The organism is Bradyrhizobium sp. PSBB068, from assembly GCA_016839165.1.
GTDB lineage: Bacteria > Pseudomonadota > Alphaproteobacteria > Rhizobiales > Xanthobacteraceae > Bradyrhizobium.
The window spans coordinates 4,651,040-4,673,817 of the sequence record CP069300.1; the positions used below are offsets into that span (position 1 = coordinate 4,651,040).

At 65.8% G+C, this 22,778-nt stretch carries 24 protein-coding genes; 8 read left to right on the top strand and 16 right to left on the bottom strand.

Annotated elements, in window-relative coordinates:
- Positions 1-100: 100 nt before the first annotated feature.
- The 6 genes from flhB to flgB all read right to left on the bottom strand — a co-directional run bounded on the left by flhB (position 101) and on the right by flgB (position 3,565).
- Positions 101-1,174 carry a flagellar biosynthesis protein FlhB gene (gene flhB / locus JQ507_21700; protein QRI67578.1) on the bottom strand — a complete coding sequence of 358 codons (1,074 nt, stop codon included), beginning with the start codon at positions 1,172-1,174 and terminating at the stop codon, positions 101-103.
- A 10-nt stretch (positions 1,175-1,184) separates the two neighbouring features.
- On the bottom strand, positions 1,185-1,955 hold the full coding sequence (gene fliR, locus JQ507_21705; GenBank protein ID QRI67579.1) for a flagellar type III secretion system protein FliR: 771 nt from the start codon (positions 1,953-1,955) through the stop codon (positions 1,185-1,187).
- 18 nt (positions 1,956-1,973) lie between these two features.
- Complete coding sequence (fliQ, locus tag JQ507_21710) at positions 1,974-2,237, bottom strand: flagellar biosynthesis protein FliQ (GenBank protein QRI67580.1); 264 nt, start codon at positions 2,235-2,237, stop codon at positions 1,974-1,976.
- A gap of 123 nt (positions 2,238-2,360) precedes the next feature.
- Positions 2,361-2,675, bottom strand: coding sequence for a flagellar hook-basal body complex protein FliE (gene fliE, locus JQ507_21715; protein ID QRI67581.1), 315 nt, complete (start codon positions 2,673-2,675; stop codon positions 2,361-2,363).
- 26 nt (positions 2,676-2,701) lie between these two features.
- A complete protein-coding gene (gene flgC, locus JQ507_21720; GenBank protein QRI67582.1) occupies positions 2,702-3,127 on the bottom strand; it encodes a flagellar basal body rod protein FlgC in 426 nt (141 codons plus the stop codon).
- A 27-nt stretch (positions 3,128-3,154) separates the two neighbouring features.
- The gene (flgB, locus tag JQ507_21725) at positions 3,155-3,565 is read right to left on the bottom strand and encodes a flagellar basal body rod protein FlgB (protein ID QRI67583.1); all 411 of its coding nucleotides are present in this window, start codon (positions 3,563-3,565) and stop codon (positions 3,155-3,157) included.
- Positions 3,566-3,925: 360 nt separating this feature from the next.
- Between flgB and JQ507_21730 the strand changes: the two genes are divergently transcribed.
- From JQ507_21730 to JQ507_21745, 4 genes are all read left to right on the top strand, one after another.
- Entirely contained in the window at positions 3,926-4,867 is a 942-nt protein-coding gene (locus tag JQ507_21730) for a flagellar biosynthetic protein FliO (GenBank protein QRI67584.1), read from the top strand.
- A complete protein-coding gene (fliP, locus tag JQ507_21735; GenBank protein QRI67585.1) occupies positions 4,864-5,616 on the top strand; it encodes a flagellar type III secretion system pore protein FliP in 753 nt (250 codons plus the stop codon). The genes JQ507_21730 and fliP overlap by 4 nt, the downstream gene beginning before the upstream one ends.
- An 87-nt stretch (positions 5,617-5,703) precedes the next feature.
- Positions 5,704-6,591, top strand: coding sequence for a hypothetical protein (locus JQ507_21740; protein QRI67586.1), 888 nt, complete (start codon positions 5,704-5,706; stop codon positions 6,589-6,591).
- A gap of 53 nt (positions 6,592-6,644) precedes the next feature.
- Complete coding sequence (locus JQ507_21745) at positions 6,645-7,796, top strand: aminotransferase class V-fold PLP-dependent enzyme (GenBank protein QRI67587.1); 1,152 nt, start codon at positions 6,645-6,647, stop codon at positions 7,794-7,796.
- Here the strand turns inward: JQ507_21745 and JQ507_21750 are convergent.
- The 5 genes from JQ507_21750 to JQ507_21770 form a co-directional block, all read right to left on the bottom strand.
- A complete protein-coding gene (locus JQ507_21750) occupies positions 7,793-9,028 on the bottom strand; it encodes a YbfB/YjiJ family MFS transporter (GenBank protein QRI73455.1) in 1,236 nt (411 codons plus the stop codon). The two genes, JQ507_21745 and JQ507_21750, sit on opposite strands and share 4 nt — an antisense overlap.
- 127 nt (positions 9,029-9,155) lie before the next feature.
- On the bottom strand, positions 9,156-9,398 hold the full coding sequence (locus JQ507_21755; GenBank protein QRI67588.1) for a 4-oxalocrotonate tautomerase family protein: 243 nt from the start codon (positions 9,396-9,398) through the stop codon (positions 9,156-9,158).
- Between the two features lie 20 nt (positions 9,399-9,418).
- Complete coding sequence (locus JQ507_21760) at positions 9,419-10,129, bottom strand: SDR family oxidoreductase (GenBank protein QRI67589.1); 711 nt, start codon at positions 10,127-10,129, stop codon at positions 9,419-9,421.
- 87 nt (positions 10,130-10,216) lie between these two features.
- Positions 10,217-11,182: a LysR family transcriptional regulator gene (locus JQ507_21765; GenBank protein ID QRI67590.1), complete on the bottom strand. Its 966-nt coding sequence runs from the start codon at positions 11,180-11,182 to the stop codon at positions 10,217-10,219.
- Positions 11,183-11,323: 141 nt separating this feature from the next.
- Complete coding sequence (locus tag JQ507_21770; GenBank protein ID QRI67591.1) at positions 11,324-11,566, bottom strand: hypothetical protein; 243 nt, start codon at positions 11,564-11,566, stop codon at positions 11,324-11,326.
- Between the two features lie 270 nt (positions 11,567-11,836).
- Here JQ507_21770 and JQ507_21775 point away from each other — a divergent pair, with 270 nt between their 5' ends.
- Positions 11,837-12,682, top strand: a complete 846-nt coding sequence (locus tag JQ507_21775; GenBank protein ID QRI67592.1) for a DUF3471 domain-containing protein — start codon at positions 11,837-11,839, stop codon at positions 12,680-12,682.
- A gap of 11 nt (positions 12,683-12,693) precedes the next feature.
- Here the strand turns inward: JQ507_21775 and JQ507_21780 are convergent, their stop codons facing one another.
- From JQ507_21780 to fliL, 5 genes are all read right to left on the bottom strand, one after another.
- Positions 12,694-16,512 carry a tetratricopeptide repeat protein gene (locus JQ507_21780; protein QRI67593.1) on the bottom strand — a complete coding sequence of 1,273 codons (3,819 nt, stop codon included), beginning with the start codon at positions 16,510-16,512 and terminating at the stop codon, positions 12,694-12,696.
- 270 nt (positions 16,513-16,782) lie between these two features.
- Positions 16,783-17,592, bottom strand: a complete 810-nt coding sequence (locus tag JQ507_21785) for a flagellar protein FlbB (GenBank protein QRI67594.1) — start codon at positions 17,590-17,592, stop codon at positions 16,783-16,785.
- Positions 17,589-18,062, bottom strand: a complete 474-nt coding sequence (locus tag JQ507_21790) for a chemotaxis protein (protein ID QRI67595.1) — start codon at positions 18,060-18,062, stop codon at positions 17,589-17,591. The genes JQ507_21785 and JQ507_21790 overlap by 4 nt, the downstream gene beginning before the upstream one ends.
- On the bottom strand, positions 18,059-19,261 hold the full coding sequence (gene fliM / locus JQ507_21795) for a flagellar motor switch protein FliM (protein QRI67596.1): 1,203 nt from the start codon (positions 19,259-19,261) through the stop codon (positions 18,059-18,061). Before fliM ends, JQ507_21790 begins: the two co-directional genes overlap by 4 nt.
- Positions 19,262-19,279: 18 nt before the next feature.
- The gene (gene fliL / locus JQ507_21800; GenBank protein QRI67597.1) at positions 19,280-19,768 is read right to left on the bottom strand and encodes a flagellar basal body-associated protein FliL; all 489 of its coding nucleotides are present in this window, start codon (positions 19,766-19,768) and stop codon (positions 19,280-19,282) included.
- Between the two features lie 382 nt (positions 19,769-20,150).
- On the opposite strand from fliL, the gene flgF reads away from it, so the two are divergent.
- Genes flgF through flgA form a run of 3 tightly spaced genes read left to right on the top strand, consistent with a single transcriptional unit; the run spans position 20,151 to position 22,778 of the window.
- Positions 20,151-20,915, top strand: a complete 765-nt coding sequence (gene flgF, locus JQ507_21805; GenBank protein ID QRI67598.1) for a flagellar basal-body rod protein FlgF — start codon at positions 20,151-20,153, stop codon at positions 20,913-20,915.
- Between the two features lie 16 nt (positions 20,916-20,931).
- Positions 20,932-21,720 (top strand): flagellar basal-body rod protein FlgG, encoded by a 789-nt coding sequence (gene flgG / locus JQ507_21810; protein ID QRI67599.1) that lies wholly within the window; start codon positions 20,932-20,934, stop codon positions 21,718-21,720.
- A gap of 2 nt (positions 21,721-21,722) precedes the next feature.
- Positions 21,723-22,778 carry a flagellar basal body P-ring formation protein FlgA gene (gene flgA / locus JQ507_21815; protein ID QRI67600.1) on the top strand — a complete coding sequence of 352 codons (1,056 nt, stop codon included), beginning with the start codon at positions 21,723-21,725 and terminating at the stop codon, positions 22,776-22,778.

A 22,778-nucleotide genomic window follows, 5' to 3' on the forward strand; every position in this document is an offset into this window, starting at 1 on the left:
CGGCCACCTTGCCCCTGAGTGCCTGAATCGGACCCGAAAACGCAAGTCCACCGGGCGGCAATTTCGCAAGTTACGCGCATTTCAAGCGGTTTTCCGCCCCTTACTGCCGCAGGCCGGACAGGCCGCGCCTCAGCCGCATCACGTAACCGATGATTTCGGCAACCGCGTGATAGTGCTCGACCGGGATTTCCTTGTCGATGTCGACGGTGGCATAGAGCGCCCGGGCCAGAGGCACGTTCTCCACGATCGGGATGTCGTGCTCCTTGGCGATCTCCCTGATCTTGAAGGCGAGGACGTCGACGCCCTTGGCGACGCAGATCGGGGCCGACATGCTGCGGTCGTAGGCCAGCGCGACCGAATAGTGGGTCGGGTTGGTGATGATCACCGAGGCCTTCGGAACCTGGGCCATCATGCGCTTCTTGGCGCGCTGCACCCGCAACTGCTTGATCCTGCCCTTGACGTGCGGGTCGCCTTCCGACTGCTTGAACTCCTCCTTCATCTCCTGCAGCGACATCTTGTGACGCTCGTACCAGGTCCGGTACTGGAAGAAGTAGTCGGCGATCGCAACTGCGGCGAGGATCGCGACCACCGCCGCCAGCAGGTGCACCGTCATGCCGGTGATGGCGGGCAGCAGTTCGGCCGGATCGATCCGCAGGAACGATTCCATCCGCATCCGATCCGGCCACAACACCATGACCATGACGACGCCGAGCGCGATCAGCTTGAACAGGCCCTTCAGGAAGTTCGCCACCGCCTGCTTGCCGAACAGCCGCTTGAAGCCGGCGGCCGGCGAGATCTTGGAGAATTTCGGCTTGAGCTGCTCGCCCGACCACACCAGCTGGTGCTGGATCATGTTGCCGGCGACCGCGGCCAGCGCGAGCATCAGGAACGGCACGCCGATCGCCGCGACCACGGCGTAGCCGAGCGTCTGGGTCAGTTGCAGCAGGCCGGCACCGTCGGTGCGGATCATCCATGAATTGGCGATCAAATTGCGCAGCGGCATCAAGATGCCGCCGCCGATCGAGCCCGAGAAGGTCGACAGCACCAGCGTGGCGCCGGCGATGATGAACCAGGTGTTGACCTCCTGGCTCTTGACGACGTCGCCTTTCTCAAGGGCTTCGTCGAGACGTTTTTGCGTAGGGTCTTCTGTTTTGTCTTCGGTATCGTCGGCCATCTCTTCTCCCCTAGTTCATTGGAGCGAGTTGGCGCATGACGCCGTTGAAGTAGTCGAAATAGGTGCTCATCATCGCCGCGAGCACCACGGCGAAGATCAGGAAGCCGACCATGATCGAGAGCGGCACGCCGACGAAGTAGACCTGCATCTGCGGCATCAGCCGCGCCAGCACGCCGAGCCCGATGTTGAAGACGAGCCCGAACACCAGGAACGGCGCCGACAATTGCAGGCCGATCTTGAAGGCGGCCGAGAAGGCGTTGGTCGCAAGCGCAGCGACGTCGCCGGTCGGCATGATCTCGCCCGGCGAGAAGATCCGGTAGCTCTCGCTCAACGCCGCGATGACGAGATAGTGGCTGTCCGTGGCAAACAGCAGCGTCAGGCCGAGAATGGTGAGGAAGTTGCCGATGATCTGGCCCTGCTGGCCCTGGGTCGGGTCCACCGCGGTGACGAAACCGAGCCCGAGCTGCTGGGCGATCACGGAGCCCGCGACGTTGAGCGCCGACAGCGTCACCCGTGCGGTCGCGCCGAGCACGATACCGATGATGAGCTCATGCACCATCAGGACACCAAGCGAGGAGATCGACGTCAGGTCGACGTGATAGGCGTTGCGATGCAAAGGCAGGATGATCAGCGTCAAGAGCAGCGCGATCGACAGCTTGACCCGCGCCGGGATGTTGCTCTCGCCGAAACCAGGCAGCAGCATCACCATGGCGCCCACGCGCGCGAAGACCAGCACGAAGATTGCGGCCAGCGCCGGCAGCAGGGAGACATCGATGCGCATGACCGCGGCATTAGTGCATCAACCGCCGATGATTCGCGACGAAATCCGCATCATGTGGCTACTGAGCGAATCCGCCATGAACGGCAGCGCCAGCAGCAATGTGACGAAGATCGCGAGGATCTTCGGTACGAAGACCAGCGTCTGCTCCTGGATCTGGGTCAGCGCCTGGAACAGCGACACCACGACGCCGACCACGAGGCCGACCACCATCAAGGGCGACGACACGATCACGATCGTCCAGATCGCATCGCGCGCCACGTCGAGAGTTTCAGGGCCGGTCATTTTGGATTCTCGCTTTCAGTTGTTTGCACCGTCATTCCGGCGCGATGCAAAGCATCGAGCCCGGAACCTCGAGATCCCGGGCTCGACGCTGCGCGTCGCCCCGGGATGACGTCCTGACGGACGTCAGATCGGCATCTTCATGATGTCTTCGTAGGCCTGGATCACGCGGTCGCGGACCGAGACCAGCGTCGACACCGCGACGTCGGTGTCGGCGACCGCCGTCACCACGTCCATCACGTTCGCCTTGCCCGAGGCCATCGCCATGGTCTGCGCGTCGGACTTCTTGCCCGCTTCCAGCACGCTGCCGACCGAGTCCTTGAGCAGCGCGCTGAAGGACGGGCCGGCGACCGCCTGCGTGCCGGCCTTCTCGGCGCCGCCGCGCTCCATCATCCTCGCGAGGCTGGCATAGGCGTTGGCGGCGACTGTCGGGGTAGCCATGAGTTACGTTCCCTGTTCTTGTTGCGTCAGGATTTGAGGATGTCGAGCGTGCGCTGGATCATCCGCCGCGTCGCGCTGATGATGTTGAGGTTCGCCTCATAGGAGCGCTGGGCGTCGCGCATGTCGGTCATTTCGACCATCGAATTGACGTTCGGATATTTGACGTTGCCGGAGGCGTCCGCCGCCGGATTGCCGGGCTCGTGCTTGATGCGGAATGACGACTGATCGGGGCGGATCCGGCCGAGCGTCACGACCTGGGCGTCGAGCGAGCGATCGAGCGCGGAGGAGAACGTCGGCACCTTGCGGCGGTAGGGATCGCCGCCTGCAGTCTGCGCCGTCGAATCGGCGTTGGCGATATTTTCCGAGATCACCCGCATCCGCCCGGCCTGCGCACGCAGGCCGGAGGTCGCAATGCTCATCGAGCGGGCGAAATCACTCGTTCCATCTGCCATGGGATCCTCCTGCCGCCGTTAAGTGGCCTAGCCCTTGCCGATCGCGGTCTTCAGCAAATGCAGGCTTTTGCTGTAGAGCGACGTGGCGGCTGCGAAGTCCATCTGGTTGGCCGACACTTTCAGCATCTGCTCCTCGAGATTGACCGCATTGCCGGCCGGGCGGGTCTGGAACCCGCTCTTGCCGCGATCATTGTCGAACGTGTCGGGCGCGCCGGAGGCTGCCATGTGGGTGGCGCTGGTCTGCATCATCGGCAGCGTCCCCACCCCACCGCCGACCGCCGCGCCACCCTTGTCGAACTTCGGCTCGACCAGGTCGCGCGGCCGGAAGTTCGGCGTGTCTGAATTGGAAATGTTCTCGGCGAGCACCCGCTGGCGCTCCTGGTGCCACTGCATCTTGGTGCGCAACGCCGACAGGATCGGGAGATCGTTCATGGCCATCGCCGCGGCTCCGTTAACCTCTGGGTCCTCCCGAGGTAGGCAGAATTTGCCCGGTGTATGGTTAACGGGTGGTTAAAATGCCGGACCGATCCGTGGAGAATGCCGCAATAGCCGCCTCCGAGCGCATTTTCGCCACGAATGCTGCGTTAACCAGCACAAACCGAGACAGCGTGGGGCGCTGAGAAGTCGTTTTGGGACAAGCGATTCTTGGTTTATTAATAGAACAGTCGGCTGCAAGCCGCTGGGAATTAAGAAATAAGGCGAATCTCGGGCGCGATTCGCTGCGTAAAACCGCAACTATCAATCCGCGCTCGTTGATGGCGGAAGCTGAGGAAGGCCAAGATGGCCGGGGACTCCAATATGCAGGTCATTACTTTCGTCTTGGCATTCGTTGTCGTGCTGGCGCTGATCGGCGTCACCGCATGGCTCGTCCGCCGCTTCGCTGGAAACCGCCTCGGCGCCAATGCCAACCGCGGCCGCATGCCGCGCCTGGCGGTGATCGACGCCGCCGCCGTCGACGGCCGCCGCCGGCTGGTCCTGGTCCGCCGCGACAATATCGAGCATCTCCTGATGATCGGCGGCCCCACCGACATCGTCGTCGAGCCGAACATCGTGCGCGCCATGCCCGGCCGCGACCAGATGTCGAGCCGGCCCGCGGTCGCCCCCGAGGCTGCGCTGCCACGTGCCGCACCGCTCCCGGACGCTGCCTGGAACGAGAGCGAGGCCGTCCGCGCCGACAATTTCGATCTTCCCGAGCCCGAGCTGCCGCCGCGTCCGGTGCGCCCCTCCTTTGCCGACGAGCTGCGGCGGCCCCCGCCGCCGATCGCCGAGCGCCGCAATGATCCGCTCGCGGGCTTCACAGCCGAGCGGGGCGAGCCGCGGCCTGATCCAATGCCGCCGCGCCTGCCGCCGCGCTCCGAGCCTGCCATCCCCCGTGCGCCGCGCGCTGCCGAACCGCCGAAGGCGCCACCGCCGCTGCGTGCGCCCGAGCGCGCCGTGACCCCGCCGCCACCGCCTCCCCCGGCTCCGCCGCCGATCGCAACGCAGGCGCCAGTGGCCGCCCCGCCCGCATCGAACGCCGATGCCAATCTCGCCGAGATGGCGCAGCGGCTCGAGGCAGCCCTGCGGCGCCCGACCGGTGCCGGCGAGACCGTCGCCCCGCCGGTTGCACCCGAGGCGCCGCCGGTGCGTGCCCCGCGCAGCGAGCCACCCGCCCCACCGGCCGGCGGACAGAAGAGCGGGTTCGAGAACCTAGAGGACGAGATGGCATCGCTGCTCGGCCGACCGAAGAACCCTTCGTGAGGTTCGGGGCCGTCCCGCGTAGAGTTTTTTTCATCGCTGTCCTGATCGCCGCCGGATCCTTTGCCGATCCGGCGATGGCGCAGGATATCAGCATCAACCTCGGCGGCGGCAATGGCGGCGTGACCGAGCGCGCGATCCAGCTGATCGCGCTGCTCACGGTGCTGTCGATCGCGCCGTCGATCCTGGTCATGATGACGTCGTTCACGCGCATCGTGGTGGTGCTCTCGCTGCTGCGCACCGCGCTCGGCACCGCCACCGCGCCGCCGAACTCGGTGATGATCGCGCTCGCGATGTTCCTCACCGCGTTCGTGATGGGGCCGGTGCTGCAGAAATCCTATGACGACGGCATCAAGCCGCTGGTCGCCAACCAGATCGGCGTCGAGGAAGCGCTGCAGCGCGCCTCGGTGCCGCTGCGCGGCTTCATGCAGAAGAACGTCCGCGAGAAGGATCTGAAGTTGTTCATGGACCTCTCCGGCGAGCCGCCGCCGGCGACGCCCGACGAGATGTCGCTGCGCATCCTGGTGCCGGCCTTCATGATCTCAGAGCTGAAGCGTGCCTTCGAGATCGGCTTCCTGCTGTTCCTGCCGTTCCTGATCATCGACCTCGTGGTCGCCTCGGTGCTGATGTCGATGGGCATGATGATGCTGCCGCCGGTCGTGGTGTCGCTGCCGTTCAAGCTGATCTTCTTCGTCCTGGTCGACGGCTGGGCGCTGGTCGCCGGCAGCCTGGTGCAGAGTTACGGGGGGTAGCGCCCTGCGAAACATTCATGGCCTGTCGGCTGGATCGGCCGTGCCGTTGCATTATCATGCGCGGCACCGCATCCAGGGAGCCGCGCCGTGCAGCAGCCATTCGATCGCGCCGCAGAAGATCTCGGCAACGCCATCCATCTCGAGCATGTCAACGTGCAGGTGCCGGACCAGCGCCTCGCCACGCTGTTCTATGTCGCCGGAATCGGGCTGACCCGCGATCCCTATCTGATGGTCTCCGACAGCAACATGTGGGTGAATGCCGGCCGCAGCCAGTTTCATCTGCCGAGCGGCCGGCCACAGGTGCTGCGCGGCCACACCGCAATCGTGATCGCCGGACGGCAGGCGCTGCTCGCGCGGCTCGCCGCGGTCGCGCCCAAGCTGGAAGGCACCGCGTTCGGCTATCGCGAACACAACGATCACGTCGAGGCCATTTGCCCCTGGGGCAACCGCCTGCGCTGCTTTGAACCGGACGCCGAGCGGTTCGGGCGCATCGCGCTCGGCATGCCCTATGTCGAATTCGACGTGCCGCGCGGCACGGCTCAAGCGATCAGCCGGTTCTATCCCGAAATCATGGGCATTCCCGCCACCGTCGTGAATGGCGACGGTGTCGTGGCACGGGCAAAGGTCGGCAAGGACCAATATCTGCAATTCCGCGAGACCGACCAGCCGCAAGGCGAGTTCGACGGCCATCACGTGCAGATCTACATCACGGACTTCTCGGGCCCCTACAAGCGGCTGCGCGAGCGCAATCTGGTCTCGCGCGAGGACAATCAGTACCAGTACCGCTTCTGCGACATCGTCGATCCCGCCGATGGCCGGCATCTGTTCACCGTCGAGCACGAGGTGCGCAGCGCCACCCATCCGATGTATCTGCGGCCGCTGGTCAACCGCAATCCTGATCAGACCAACCGCACCTTCGCCAACGGCTACGACCAAGCGCCGTGGGCGATGGGGCCGGACCAATACGACGGTTGAGCGCCCGCATCTCCGCGACACGCCATCAACGCAAATTCCAGCAACGAGACGACATGCTTCCTTCCCAGCGCCATCTGTTCGAGATCCCACGCGAGGTCTGCTACCTGAATTCGGCGTCCTACAGCCCGCTGCCGCTGAAGACGCTGGAGGCTGGCCGCGTGGCCGTCGGGCGCAAGGGCCAGCCCTGGACGATCGACCCCGGTTTCGCCGGCCGCCAGCATGAGCGCGCCCGCACCGCAGCCGCTCGCCTCATCAACGCCGATCCGGGTGACGTCGCGCTGATCCCAGCGATCAGCTACGGCGTCGCGACGATCGCGAAAGCGTTGACCATTCCGCGCGGCACCCGCGTCGTCGTGCTGGAAAATGATCACTCCTCGCCGGTCCTCGAATGGCATGCCCGCGCAGAAGCGCAAGGGTTCGTCATCGACACCGTGCCGCAGCCAGCCGACGGCGACTGGACATCGGCGGTGCTCGCAACGATCGAGCGCTCCGCCGCACCGCCGGTGGGCCTCGCCTCGATCTCGTCGGTGCACTGGTCGGACGGGGGCATAATCGACGTCGACAGGGTGCAGACCGCGCTGCGCCGACAGGGTGCGATGTTCGCGATCGACGCGACGCAGAGCGCCGGCGTCGTGGCGATGGACGTGACGAAGCTCGATCCGGATGCGGTGATCTTCCCGACCTACAAATGGCTGATCGGCCCTTACGGCCGCGCCTTCCTCTACATCGCAAAGCGTCACCAGAACGGCGTGCCGCTGGAGCAGACCTCCGCCGGCCGCCGCAACGTCAACTCCGAGAACGCGGTCTATTTCGGCGATCTCGGCTATGTCGACAATGCCCGCCGCTACGACATGGGCGAGCGCGATCATTTCATCACGCTGGAGATGGCGTCGATCGGCATGGAGATGATGGCCGAATGGGGCGCCGGCGCCGTCAGCGAGCGGCTCGCGATGCTGACACAGCGGATCGCCGATGGTGTACGTGACCTCGGGCTCGACGTGCTGGCGCGCGGCGTGCGCGCGCCGCACATCCTGAGCCTCGGCATGGTGGGCGGCATCCCGAAGGAGCTGATCGCGCGGCTCGCCGCCGAGAATATCCATGTCGCACTGCGGCTCGGCCGGATGCGGATATCGCCGCACGTCTACAACGACGAGGCGGATGTCGACCGCCTCGTCGAAGGCTTGACGAACGCGTTGCGCGGTTAGCTCGGCTTGCGCCCGAGCACGAGGACGCTGACCAGTTCGATCGCGAGCGCTGCGGCCACGCCGGCCGCGCCGATCACGAACAGCAGCGCATAGTTGCCGCCGCTCTGCGCGAACAGATAGGACAGGCCGTAGGCGCCCGCCGCCTGGAACAGCGCGAAGGTCGTGGTGGCCTGCGCCCAGGCGGAGCGCTGGCTCGCGGCCGAATGCGGGATCAGCTCGTGGATGCGGCCGATCACCAGCGGCACGATGCCGGGCGTGAAGCCGCCGACGATGAGGCTCGACACGATCAGCGCGGCGGGCGATGTGGTCACGGCGGGCAGCGCGACCGCAACGGCCTCGATCAGGAACGCCGCGCGCAGCGCCGCAGCGAAACCGGCGCGATCGGCGAGATGTCCGGTCAAGAGCGGGCCGACCACGGCACCGATGCCATACAGCACCCAGTAGTACGATCCCGCGGCGATCCCCTGCCCGAGTCCACGGGCGACGAAATCGACCAGGAACACCATGTGCGGCACCAGCGCCAGCGCGTTGAGGCCGTATTCCACGCACAGCGCGAGCACCAGCGGCGAGCGCACACCATGCATAGCGACAGGCGGCTCCGCCGCGACATGCGCGGCGGGCGCTTCCGCCGGCCACGCCTTCCAGCTGATCAAGGTCAACACCGCCGACAGCGCACCAAGGCCGTACCAGGCCTGCTTGACGCCCTGTTGCAGCAACAACGGCACCAGCGTGCCTGACGCGGCGATGCCGAGGCCAACGCCGGCGAAGATCACGCCGCCAATCAGGCCGCGCTTGCTCGGCGCGGTGTGCGGCAGGATCGCAGTCGCCGCCAGCACCATGATGACGCCACCGCTGATTCCGGCGAGGAAGCGGAAGCCGAAGAACCAGACGAAGGAGATCGGCACTGCGCAGGCAAAGCAGCTGATCGCCGCCAGCACCATCATGCCGCGCAACGCCCACACCGAGCCGATCCGCGCGCCGAGGTCGCGCGCGATCAACGCGCCGGCGAGATAACCGGCGAGGTTGGCGGCGCCGAGATAGACCGCTTCCGCCGGCGTGAACCACTTCGCTGCGATGAGCGCCGGGATCAGCGGCGTATAGGCGAAGCGCGCCAGCCCAAGCCCGACCAGCGAGGCACACAAGCCCGCTGCCGCGGAAACCCACAACGGCTTGCCGGCATCGCGATGCGGCTCAACGCGGTGGTGCCTGTGGTGATCGACATTGGCTGACATAGACATGGCAATAGGCCTTCCGACCGTTCGTGAAAAATGATTAGTTCCGATTGCAGCAATCGCTCGCCGCGATCACACCTCACCTCTCCCGGTTGGGAGAGGTGGTCGTTCGATCGGCCCAAAGCCGTCAGCGGGAAGCCGCTGCAGCGGCCCGTTTCTTCCGATATTCCAGCGCGGGCAGTCCGCCCCAGCCCCAATTGTCGGTGTCGACTTCCTCGATGACGACGAAGGTCGATTCCATGGGCTTGCCGAGCACGTCGCGGAGCAGTTCGCTGCTGCCCTTGATCAGGGCCGCCTTCTGCTCCGGCGTGGTCGACGACGCCCCTGGCGTCGTCCCTTCACGCGTGACCTGGATAGTGACGATAGGCATGACACGCTCCTGGTGGTGCTTCAGTGGCCGGCGCTCTGGCCGCCATCGACGTGCAGGATCTCGCCGGTGACGAAGCCCGCGCCTTCCAGGAACAGCACGGCGTCGGCGATGTCCTTCATCTCGCCCATTCGGCCGACCGGATGCAGCTTGGCGAGATAGTCGTGCGTCTCGGGCGCGTGCATCGGGGTCTTGATCACGCCGGGCGCAACAGCATTCACGCGGATACCCTTGGCGGCGTATTCGATCGCGAGCGACTTGGTCGCGGCGGCGAGACCACCCTTGGTCAGCGACGCCAGCACCGAGGGCACATTGCTGTTGGCGTGATCGACCAGGCTGGTCGTGATCTGCACGATGTGCCCGGATCCCTGCTTCACCATTTCCTTGGCGACGCGGCGGGTGATGTAGAAGAAGCCGTTGAGGTTGGTCGCCAGCACCGCCGCATAGTCCTGGTCGGTATGATCGGTGAACGGCTTGGCGACGAAGATGCCGGCGTTGTTGACCAGCGTGTCGATCCGGCCGAAATGCCCGAGCGCCTGCTTGACGGTGCGCTCGGCAACCTCGGGATCGCCGATGTCGCCCGCTACAGTCAGAACATCCGGATCCGTCGACGGCTTGATGTTGCGGGAGTTGGCGACGACGCGCCAGTTGCGGTCGCGATAACCCTTCAGGATCGCCTCGCCGAGGCCCTGCGACGCACCGGTGATGATGGCAACCTTCTGCTCTGCACCCATGATTTCTCTCCATCCGTTGCTGAAGCGACCCAGCGCCGCTTCGATGGAGGGGAACCTAGATACATCCGCATCCCGTGCGAATGCCCGCTATTCGGCAGACACCCTTCCGCGCCGCGAACGACTGGCATCGGCCTGGCTGGCCTCGCGGGAGAGCCGCTCGAAGTAGCGTCTCAGCCGCGGCGTCGCGAAATCGACGAAGGCGCGCACCTTCGGCACGTCGAAGCGGCCCTGCGGGGCCAGCAGGTGCACCGGCAACGGTGGAGGCTCGTCGCCGGCGAGCAGGATGTGCAGCCGTCGGTCGCGGATTTCCTCGGCGATATGATACGAGAACAGCCGGGTGACGCCATGCCCCTCGCTGGCCGAGGCAACTGCTGCCCGCACCGTATTGACGACCAGCCGCGGGGTGAACTGGACCGCGCGCGCGATCTTCGACTTGGCGGCCGGCGGAAAGCTCCAGGAGTCCAGCCCGAAATGCGTCATCGCGATGATCTGCTGTTTCGCCAGATCGGCCGGCTCGCCAATCAACGGATGCTGCGCGAGATAGCCCGGCGATGCCGCGACCACGCGGCGCACCTCGCCGACCTTGATCGCGACGAAACTGGAATCGGCGAGATGGGCGATGCGCAGCGCAACGTCGATGCCCTCGTCGATCAGATTGACAGTGCGATCAAGCATCACGAGCCGCACCGACACCGCCGGATATTCCGTCATGAACGCGTCGAGCACCGGCCGTAGCACATCCTCGCCGACGACAATGGGCGCGGTGATGGTGAGTGTGCCGCGCGGCGCGGCCCGCTCACTGCCGGCCGAGATCTCGGCCTCCTCGAGCTCGGTGAGGATGCGCCGGCACGCCGATGCATAACGCTCGCCGGCATCGCTCAGCTTCAGCGACCGCGTGGTGCGATGAAGCAGCTCGGCGCCGACGTGATGCTCGAGAAACGCGATCGCCCGGCTGACCGCCGCCGGCGATCGCCGCAGTTTCCGGCCCGCGCCGGCAAGGCTGCCCTCGTCGACCGCCGCGACGAAGACCTTCATGGCGTCGATGCGGTCCATCGATCCTCCTTCGCCGCAGCCGCTAAAGCACGTTGAGATTGAGTCGAATTGTCATCGCGCGTTAGCTCATTGTTTGAGCATGATCTGTGCGCAAACGCTGTACGTTTGTCGCACCGGAAAACCGCTTCGCACTTTTCCGGATCATGCCGATCCCTTCACATCAAACTGCTTGCTGAGGTGGTCGCCGATCTGCACCAGCATCGCGACGCATTCGGGATAGCCGGGCCTCGCCACCGTGGCCTCATTGGCGCTGGCGCGGAATTCCCAGCTGTCGCCGTCGCGCAGCACCGAAATGTCGATGCCGTCGGGGCAGTCGGCATGCACCTTCAGCTCGGCCCGCGCCATCGCGATGAGTTCGGCTTCGGTCTTGATCGGCTTGCTCATGTGACGACGTCCTCCCGGCTGGCGATATCAGCCATGGTTGCCGAATTGGCAGCAGGATGTCGAGAGGACGCAGGCGATCACGGGCTGTTGCAATTGACAAATTGCGGGTCTGCGGCGAACATTCGACCCGGGTCGATACTACCCGCCGCTTGCACCCCGCCCGGGGACGGTGAATGTATCAAGCCGGTTTCAGGCTTCCTTTGCCCGCGCGAACGGGTCAGCAACGCAAGCCCCTGACGCTTTCCGTTCGTCGATGCAGAGGACCACTCCATGCGCGACTTCCGTGATGCCAAGGCCATGGCGCAAACGCTGCGCGATGCGCTCGGCGCCAAATCGATCCCCCTCACCCACAGCGACAGCCTGGAGCTGATCGCCAGGCTGTTCGGCCAGCGAGACTGGAACACGCTGGCGACGCGGATCCAGTTCGCCGGGCCGCCAAACACGTTGGGCCAGGCTGCAGGGCCCGCTGTGGAATCACCACCAATCGCAGCGCGGCAGGAGATCGCCGTCGACCCAGCCGTGCTCGATCATTATGCCGGCTTCTACCGGCTCAACGACCGCGCCGTGTTCACGGTGACGCCCGATGGACAGCATCTGGTGATGCAGCTCACCGGACAGCGCCCGGTGCGGTTCTTTGCGGAGAGCGCAACCGAATTCTTCGCCAGGATTGTCGATGCGCAGGTCAGCTTCGTGGTCGGACCGGACGGACGCGCCACCTCGCTGGTTCTGCATCAGAATGGCAGCGATATTCCGATGGTGCGTATCGACGCCGCGACGGCCACGAAGATCGCCGATCAGACCGCGGAGCGCGTCAAGAACCAGGCGCCCAGTCCCGGAACCGAGGCGGCGCTTCATCGCCTGATCGATGGGATCGCATCGGGGAATCCCGACTACAACGAGATGAGCCCGGCGCTGGCGGCGGCCACCCGCAAGCAGATGCAGTGGCTTCAGCCGCTCGCGGACCTCGGCAACATCCAGTCGATCCGCTTTCTCGGTGTCGGCGAGCAGGGCGAGGACGTCTATAGCGTCAGACAGGCTAACGGCGCCACGCATTGGCGCATCGCACTCGACGACAAAGGGATCATTTCGACCGCGTGGGTGACGCCCGGACCGTAAAGCCGGCGCGGCTACTGGGCGGCGCTGGCGCGGCGCTCGCCCTTGATCGCCGGCAGCACGCTCACCGGCGCCGCCTTCGGCATGTCGGGCACCGATCCGGTCGACACCGGATCGGGCAGCGGCGCGCGGGCGGTGGCATCGGGGAAGCGGGTCTTCATCTCGCGGATGAAGCCGTCGAGCGTGTCGACGCTGGCGGCCATCCGCGCGATCTGGGCGAATTCGGCGCTCGAGGTCGCGACCGGCTTGCTGGCCGAATCGAACGCCAGCCTGTCGGCATCGCCGGACATCAGCGGCGCGTATTTTTCGCGGAATCGGGATAGTCCGATGGCATCCTCTGCGAGCGCGTAGCCGACCACGGCGCGGATGACGTCGGCCTTCTCGCTCGCGTTGAGCGGCGTGAAGTCGCGCCAGCGGTCGCCGTAGTAGAGTTCGATCTGCTCGGACGCCTCGCGCCAGTGCCGCGACGCCCAATAGATGTCCGAACGCAGCCGGACCGCCTCGCGGCCGGTGATGTTCGAGATGATGTCGAGCGCGAGGTCGTGCCGGCCGACGTCGCTCTGCGCGCGCGCTTCGAGCAGCAGCCGCTGCTGGCGCAGTTCGCCGGAGAGATCCGCGATCCGCGTCGAACGCAGCGCGGCAATGGCGCGGTCGGGCTTGCGGTTCATCAGGTAGACCATCGCAAGCCGCGCGGCGACCTGGGCGCGTGCGGCGCCTTCGAGCCGCTTGTCGACCTGGTATTGCAAGAGGTCGGCGGCCTGGTCGAGCAGGTCGACGCCGACGAGACGATCGGCAAGACGGCGGATCATCTCGTCGCCGCGGCGACCGATCGGCGTCAATTCGCGATATTCGTAGAAGGTGCCGAGCGCGTCGATCGGCGCCATCTCGTCGCCCTTCGGGCCGAGATAGAGCTGCACGAACAGCGCCGAGGCGGCATCCTGCGCCTGGCGCGATTCCGGCGCGTTCGGCTGCAACCGGGTCGCGGCGCGCGTCACCGCGAAGGCGTCGGAATAACGCGCGGTCTCGGCATAGATCTTCGACAGCACATAGAGCGTCTTCAGCTCGATATTGTCGCCGCGCCACAGCATCGACAACAGCTCGAGCTCCTTCAGCACATCGTCGCGGCCGATCTCGCCGCGCTTCTGCTTGAGCAGCGTCTCGAGCAGCCTGCCTTCGGCGGCTGCCTGACGGTCGGCCGAATTGGCGGCGAAGCGGTAGGCGTCGAGCGCATCCTTCTCCTGGCCGAGCGCTTCGGCGAGCCGGCCGCGCAGCACCGCAACCGCAGGCTTGATCGCGTCGGGAACGCCGACCACGTCGAGATCGCTCTTGCGCCGCGCGGCGCCGGCATAGTCCTTGACCTCGAGCGAGGCCTTCATCGAATCAATGGTGACGATGCGCTGCAGGTCTGGCGGCAAGGTCGCGACCGCGAACTCGGAATTCTTGAATTTTTCGCGCGCCTCGGCCCATCTGCCTTCGCGGGCAAAGGCCAGCCCCTTCCACAATTGGGAATCGTAACCGTTGCCGATCGCCGGATTGGCGAGATCCTTCAGGCCCTGCGCCGGGTGCCCGACCAGGATGCTGGCGACCGCGTGCACCATCACCACGGACGGCGTCTCGCTGCCGCGCTTGCTCTCGGACAGGATCAGGTTGGCGACACCATGGGCTTCCTGGTACATGCCGCGCGCCATGTAGAACTCGGCGAGATCGAGCCGCGCCTGCGGCAGCTGCTCGGCACTGGCGGTCGAAGCTGCAGTGATCAGGCCGTCGAGCTGCTTGAGGAAATTCTCCGACTGGTTCTTGCTCCACACGTCCGGATCGAACAGCGGCTTCACCGCCGCGGTGGCGCGCTCGGCGGCGACATCGGCCGATGACAGCGTCAGGCCACCCGGACGGCCCAGCATCACCTTGTCGGCGCCGACCTCGGCCCTGACGTCGTCGGCGTTCGGATGGACCACGACGCCGTGGATCGATTCCAGCAGGGAGAGCTCGACGAAGTCCTGCCGCTTGATGATGCCGCGGGTCGGCGGCGGTGCGGTCACGATCCAGAGCGTATCGCCCGCGTCGGGATCGACCAGTCTGTGGAGCTGGCCGGGATTGGCGAGCGGCACGCTGACATTGGCGAGCGACGGCTCTGAGATGTTGCGCACCACTGACAACGGCAAAGGTGGCTTCTGCACGCGGTCGGCAAAGGTCAGCGTCCAGCTCACGCCGCGCGAACGGTCGTCGCTTTCGAGCGACGGCATCTGCGGCCGGTTGAGGCGGAAGCGTACCGCCTGCCCGTTCTCCAGCGCAATCCGGCTGACATCTGATATCAGCGCGCCGCCCTTGGCACGGATCGGGTCGACATCGATCGCCTCAGGCGTGTCGAACACCATCCACACGGTGTCGGCACGGCGGTACAGCGCCGCCGGCGTCGCGCCGGGGAATGAGAATGTCACCCGCAGCCCATCGCTGTCGCGCTGGGCATCGACTGAGGACTTGGCGATGGACTTGCCACGGGCCTCGGCCGGCGGCGATGGCTCAGCGGCGGGCTTCGGTGCTTCGCTGACTGGTGCCTTGTTCTGCTCTGCCGCGGCGCCGGCACTGCCCTCGCGCGGTGCGGGCGGGTTCTCGACGTCGGCCGCTGGTGCAGCCACGACCTTCGGCAGTTCCGGATCGGGCAGCTCCGATCTCGGCTGTTCGGTCTTCGCCGGCATGGCGGCCGGTTGTTCGGTCGTAGCCGGTTCGGGTTTCGCAGGCTCGGATTGCGGCGGCCCGGACTTCTGCTCAGGCTTGGCTGGCTCGGACTTGGCAGATTCAGGCTTGGCAGACTCAGACTTGGCAGACTCAGATTTGGCAGGCTCCGCTTTGGATTGATCGGGACGGATCTCGATCCTGGCCTGCTGCGCGAAGCTCTCCGATGTCACCGGCGCGATGGCCGCGGCGCCCTTCAGTTTGCCGCGCGTGGGCAACAACGAACTCTGCGAGGGCTTCGCCGCCGGCTGCTGCTCGTTCTGCTGGAACGCGACATCGACGATGTAGCTCTTCTCGTCGCGGAACGAATGCACGTCGACATCGCCAATCAGGGTCACGTCGACCGCCGAAGTGTCCGTATCGGCCCGCGAACTGATCGAGGCGACGTTCGGCGGGGCGGCGACCTTGGCATCGGCAAGGTCGAACGCCAGGACCGAGTTGAAGGACAGCGTCAGTTTCTGCTCGTTCAGCACCGAGGAGACGCTGACCCCGTCGGGAACCTCGAACACGAAGCGCACGAAGGTGGGCTGCACCAGCGCGCGAACCCGGATTGGCGGCTTCTTCCTGGCGGCATCGGCGGCGCGCTGGATGCGCAGCAGACGCTCGGCGGCACGGGCGCGCTCCGCCAGTTCGCGGATCACGTCCTGCGGCAGCGATGGCGGCGGGCCGGTCCAGCCGTCGGGCAGGAAGTCGACGAAGATGCGCTCGCCGGCGGTCATGGTGTTGACGGTGACGCGGCGCGCCAGCGACAGCCGGATCGCCGAGCCGTCCGGATCGCGGCGCGCGGCGCCGACATAGTCGGGCACAGCATCCGACAGTTTCTCGACGGGGATATCGACCGGACGCTTGAAGCGGATCACGATGATCGAGCCGGCGGTCGTGACCTCCGACTCGACATCTTCCTTCAGCTTCAGCACCAGCCGGGCATAGCCGTTCGCGGCCGAGAACGTCGCCTCACCCGGCACCGGCGGCGGGTCTTCGGCACGCAGCGCGGTCGGACATACAAAGAGAGCAAGGCCGGCGGCGAGCAGGCACAGACGCGCGGTCCGCGCCCAGGCGCGGCCTTGCGACCATGTTCCAGCGGCAGCCGTTCGCGCCATCTCGAAACGTCTTCTCGGACCTCAGCAAGCCAGCGCGAAGCGCCCTCGCCCACGCGTCCCGATCTTGGATCGGGCGGCGTTAAGGAGCTGTTAACGACAACGGATTGCGAGCACGGAGGTTACGTAATGTTCTGTTGGTCCGTCATTCCGGGTCGCGCCTCCTGGCGCCAGCCCGGAGTCCATTGGCCCGCAGGCTCTCCGGATGGATGGATTCCGGGGTTCTCGCTCCGCGAGCTCCCGGAATGACGATCGTGAAGGGCCAACGCTCCGTCAATTCGTCTTCGGCGCGAGCATCTTGCCTTCGATCTTGGGAAGATCGTCGGTTGAAGCCGACTTGTCGCCGCCGGCGCGGCGGGCGAGTTCGACCGTGAGCCGCTCGGCGGCTTCGGGCTGCATCAGGCCCAGAATGTCGGACATCTTGCGCGGCTGGATCTGCGAGGCGATCTGGTAGAGCACGTTCATCTCCAGCCGGTCGAACACCTTGGCGGCGTCCTTCGGCTTCATGTTCTCGTACATGGTGACGATGCCCTTGAAGCGCGCGGCCTCAGCTTCCGCCTTGGCTGCGGCGTCGGCGTTCGCCTTGGCATCGTTGGCCTTGGCTTCCTCGACCTTGGCCTCGATTCGCTTCTCTGCGGCTTTCAGCAGGCTCTCGCGGATCTCGACCTCGCGAGCACGCGTCTCGAGCTCCTGGCGACGCGACTGCAGCCGTTCCAGGATCGCACGTTCGGATGCCGACACCGGCGGCGGCGCATCCAGGTTGACCACGACGCCGTCGGGCTTGGACGGCTCCGCGGCCGGTGCGGCCGGCTTCGGCGCCTCGTCCTTCTTGGCGTCCTTGTTCTCGACCGACCCCGTGATGTCGCCGGGATCGGCCTTGAGCTTGCTGTCGGCCACTGCCTTGCCGGCACCGGGGAAGTTGAAGTTCTGTTGCGCCCAGGACGGGCCGGCCGGGCGGGCCGGCGCCTCCTCGGCAAACACGTAACCGCCATCGAGCACGAGGCCCGCGACCTTCAGCACCATCAGGCCGAAGATCGCGACCAGCACCACGGGCATCACTCTGATGTCACGAAGCAACTTCATGCAGCGAGGCCGCCGGCCCTCCTGCGCTCGGTGAACGCTTCGGCCGCCGCAGCAACCGCGCGCGCGGCGGAAACCCTGGGCGCCGGCGCCGCTGGCGCTGCAGGCGCAGCCGCCTGCGCCGGCGCACGCGCGGGCTCTGACGGTCGCGCGGCCAGCGCGATCTTGGACAGGCGGCGGACCACGCCGTCACCCTCGGCGAGCTGGGTCTTCAGCAGCGCCGACATCTGCGTCGCCGCGTCGAGCTGGTTGCCGAGGTTCTCGTTGACGTCGCGCACCGCGTGCTTCAACCCGCCGATCGCCCGCTCGGCGATCTCGGTCGCGGTGATCAATTCGGCAATCGTCGCCTTCAGCGAATGCTCGTCGGCCTTCAGCCGCTGCAGGCGCTTGTTGAGCAGCCAGCAATAGCCGATGGTCAGCATCAGCAGCACGGCCACCAGACTCTCAATTGCTAGTCCAAGCACATGACTCATGGTGCCTCCATCATCTTGGTCCGCTCGTCCGCCTTCTCGAACATCGCGAAGGTGGTTTGGGGTTTACGCAAATTCTTGGTGACGCGGATCGCGACCCGGTCGCCGACACGGCCCATGCGGCCTTCCGTCAGCGTGACGTTGCCGCAGCGGACCGAGACGAGCGCATCGGAGCGGATGTCGAGCGGCAGCGTGTCGCCGACCTTGAGCTTCATCAGCTCCTTCAGCGGGATGTCCGCTTCGTACAGCACCGCATCGACCGCAATCTCGGCCTGCGCCACCTCGGTCGCGAAATGACCTTCCCAGATCGGATCGCGACCGAACTTTTCGCCCATGAACATCTGCAACAGCACGTTGCGGATCGGCTCGATGGTGGCGTAGGGCAGCAGCAACTCGACGTTGCCGCCGCGATCTTCCATGTCGATGCGCAGGCGGACCAGGATCGCGGCGTTGGCCGGGCGGCTGATCGCGGCAAAGCGCGGATTGGTCTCGAGCCGGTCGATCGAGAAGGTCACCGGCGACAGCGGCCGGAACGCCTGCTCGGCGTCCGACAGCACCACCTCGACCAGGCGCTTGACCAGATTGGTCTCGATCGTGGTGTAGGGTCGGCCCTCGATGCGCAGCTGGGTCTGGCCGCGGCGGCCGCCGAGCAGCACGTCGATCATCGAATAGATCAGGCTGGAATCGACGGTGGCGAGACCGAAATTCTCCCACTCCTCCGCCTTGAACACCGAGAGCACCGCCGGCAGCGGGATCGAGTTCATGTAGTCGCCGAACCGCACCGAGGTGATGCGGTCGAGCGAGACTTCGACGTTGTCCGAGGTGAAGTTGCGCAACGATGTCGTCATCAACCGGACCAGGCGGTCGAACACGATTTCGAGCATCGGCAGACGCTCGTAGGACACCATCGCCGAATCGATGATGGCGCGAATGCCGGAATGATCGTCGAGGCTGACGTCGCCGACCGTGAAGCCGAGGAGATTGTCGATCTCCTCCTGCGACAGCACGCGTTCGCCATTGGTGGTCTTGCTGCCGAAGTCGCGGCTGCCGTCCTCGACCATGGCGGCCCATTGCAGCGCCATGTTCTCGGTGAGCTCATTCTTGGCAGCTTCCGCCGCGGCCGCCGCGGGATCCTCGGAATCGAGCGAGGCTTCCCATTGGGCCGCAATGGCGTCCTGGTCCATCTGGTCGTTGCCGGCCATGGCTTTACATCCGCCCCGTCACTGGATCACGACTTCCTTGAACAGCACCGCGTTGACCTGGTTGGGCGCCAGCGCGAGGTTGACGCGCTTGGTCAGCTCCTCCTTGAGGCGGAACAGGCCGGCCGAGCCGTTGAGGTCGCTCGGGCGCAGCTCGCGCATATAGGTCTGGAACAGGTCGGTGACGCGCGGCAGCGCCGGCTTGATCGCCTCGACCTGCTTCTCTTCCTTGACCTCGAGCACGAGCTTGAGCTTGAGATATTGCACACGCTCGCCGGGCGCGCCGACCAGATTGACCAGCATGTCCGGCACGTCGACGAAGCTCGGCGGTTTCGGCGGCGGCGCCTCGGCGTGCTGCTCCTCGCCGTGGCCGCGCATGAAGACAAACCATCCGCCTGCGCCCGCGCCGAGCACGACGAGGAAGCCGACGACGGCAATGATCAGCTTGAGCTTGCCCTTCTTCGGAGCGGCCGCGCCTTCGCCGCCTTCCGTCTTTTCCTCGTCCGCCATCGTCCGCTCGCTTCACTCTGAAGGATGCGAACGCGATTTGCCCCAGCTTTGGCCTGAAGACGCGATACAAATGCCGCCGGCGCACACGCGCCCCATCGCCGGCAACGCTAGGGCCCGAATGGTTAACGGAACCTTAGGATTTACCTTCCACTAGGAAAAAACTGCCGGGCAAACATGGTCAACAAGACCTTTCTGCCGCCCCCTCCGACGCCCGGCCAGAGACCTAAGCCTTTCAAATACCTTAGTATTTCAAGTTGGCACGGCTTTCGCTGAGAGCACGGCGTGACTGGCGGGTTTGGGAGAACCCAATGGTTACCGACGGGTCCGGCGTGAAGGTTTGGGAGAACCTGCGTTCGGATCGCCTCACAGGGGAGAACCACCGATGCAGAATACGCTTCTGGTCGGCCTATCGAAGCAGATGGTGCTGGAACGGCAGATGGATGTCGTTTCCAACAACATCGCGAACATGAACACCAACGGCTACAAGGCCGATCGGTCGCTGTTCCAGGAATATCTGTCCTCGAACGCGCACGAGGACAATTTCGCGTCCGCCGACCGCCGCGTCTCGTTCGTGCAGGACCGCGCGACCTTCCACGACTTCTCGCAGGGCCCGACCGAGGAGACCAAGAACCCGCTCGACGTCGCGATCGACGGCAATGCCTTCCTGGTGGTGCAGACGCCGGGCGGCGAGCGCTACACCCGCGAGGGCAATCTGGCGATCAACAACCGCGGCCAGCTGGTCACCGCCTCGGGCTATCAGGTGCTGGGCACCGCCGGCCCGATCACCTTCCAGCAGACCGACCACGACGTCTCGATCGCCGCCGACGGCAACATCACCGTGCTCGAGGGCACCTCCCGCCTCGACTCGATCCGCGGCAAGCTGCGCCTGGTCTCGTTCGCGCAGGCCCAGCGCCTGCTCAAGGAAGGCGGCAATCTCTACGCACCCGGCGAAGGCGCGGTGGCGCAGCCGGCCACCAAGGCCCAGGTTCGCCAGGGCTTCATCGAGAAGTCGAACGTCAATTCCGTCGTCGAGATGAGCCGCATGATCGAGATCACGCGGACCTACACCCAAATCGCCTCGCTGCTGCAGCAGCAGAGCGACCTGCACAAATCGGCGATCGAGAAGCTCGCCGACGTGCCGAACTGATCCGGGGGACTGACCGATGCGCGCACTTTATACCGCTGCGACCGGAATGGCGGCACAGGAACTCTCTGTTCAGGTGATCTCCAACAACATCGCGAACCTGCGCACCACCGGCTACAAGAAGCAGCGCGCCGCGTTCCAGGACCTGATCTACGACCACGTGCGCCGGGTCGGCGCGCAGGCCTCCGACCAGAACACCATCCTGCCGATGGGCATCGACCTCGGCGGCGGCGTGAAGACCGTCGGCACGCCGCGCCTGATGACCCAGGGCACGCTGTCGCCGACCGGCAACGATCTCGACATCGCGATCCGCGGCGAAGGCTTCTTCAAGATCCTGATGCCGGACGGCACCTACACCTACACCCGCGACGGCTCGTTCCAGATGGACAACCAGGGCCGCATCGTCAACGCGCAGGGCAATCCGGTGCAGCCGACGATCACGATTCCGCAGAACGCCTCCGGCCTCACCATCAATGCGCAGGGCCAGGTCTCGGTGACGCTGCCGGGCCAGACCGCATCGACCACGATCGGCCAGATCGGCCTGACCCGCTTCATCAACAAAGCCGGGCTGATGCCGATCGGCGACAATCTGTTCACGGAAACACCGGCCTCCGGCCAGCCGCAGGACGGCATCGCCAACACCGACGGCTATGGCGACATGCAGCAGAGCAACCTCGAACAGGCCAACGTCGAGGTGGTCTCGGAAATCTCCGACCTGATCGCAGCGCAGCGCGCCTACGAGATGAACTCGAAGGTGGTCTCCGCGGCCGACCAGATGATGCAGTCGACCTCCAACCTATTTCGCTGAGGATGATGTCGATGATCGCCCGCTCACTCCTGATTGCAGCAGCGCTGCTCGCGGCCTCGATGACTTCGGCCGCCGCGCAAAGCCGCAGCGAGACCATCGCGGTGCCGACGCTGCGCGCCAGCATTACGGTCGCGGACGACATCGTGCGGGTCGGCGACCTGATCGACAATGCCGGCAGCGCCGGCAGCATCGCGATCTACCGCGCGCCGGACCTCGGCACCACGGGCACGCTGCCGGTCGCACAGGTGCTGAACGTACTGCGCTCACACCAGGTGATCGGCGTCGACACCCGCGAGCTGAAGGAGATCACCGTCACGCGGCTTGCGCGCACCATCGACAGCAAGGAGATCGAGCAGCAGCTGTCGCGCGCGCTCGAGGGCCGCCACGGGCTCGGCCGGGCCGGCAACATCGCGCTGACCTTCGACCGCGATCCCGGCGATATCAGGCTGGAGTCGACCAATACCGGCGCGATGCAGCCGATCGCTGTGCGCTACGACCCGCGCTCGACGCGCTTCGACGTCACCTTCGAGATCAGCAACGACGCCGGCACGGCGCCGTACAAGCTGCGCCTCACCGGCACCGCGATCGAAACCATCGAGGCCGCCGTGCTGACGCGGAATGTCGAGCGCGGCGACGTGCTGAAGGCCTCCGACGTGGTGGTCGAACGCCGTCCGAAGGCCGAAATCGGCAGCGACGCGGCAGCACGCGACAGCGCCGTCGGCATGCAGGTGCGCCGCCAGCTCCGCGCCGGCCAGGCGCTGCGCGTCGCCGACATGGCAAAGCCCGATCTCGTCACCCGCGACCAGAACGTCATCCTGATCTACCGCACCGCCGGCATCTATCTCACCATCCGCGGCAAGGCGATGGATGGCGGCGCCGAAGGCGACGTCGTCAGCGTGATGAATTTGCAATCCAAGCGCGCCGTCTCCGGCGTCGTCACCGGCCGCGGCGAGGTCTCGATTTCGGTCGCGACCCCGCGCCCGGCGCCGGTTGCCGACGCCACCTCGTCAGATTCCGCTCCCGTCAAGCTGAGTTCAGTCGCACCAAACGCCGAGTAA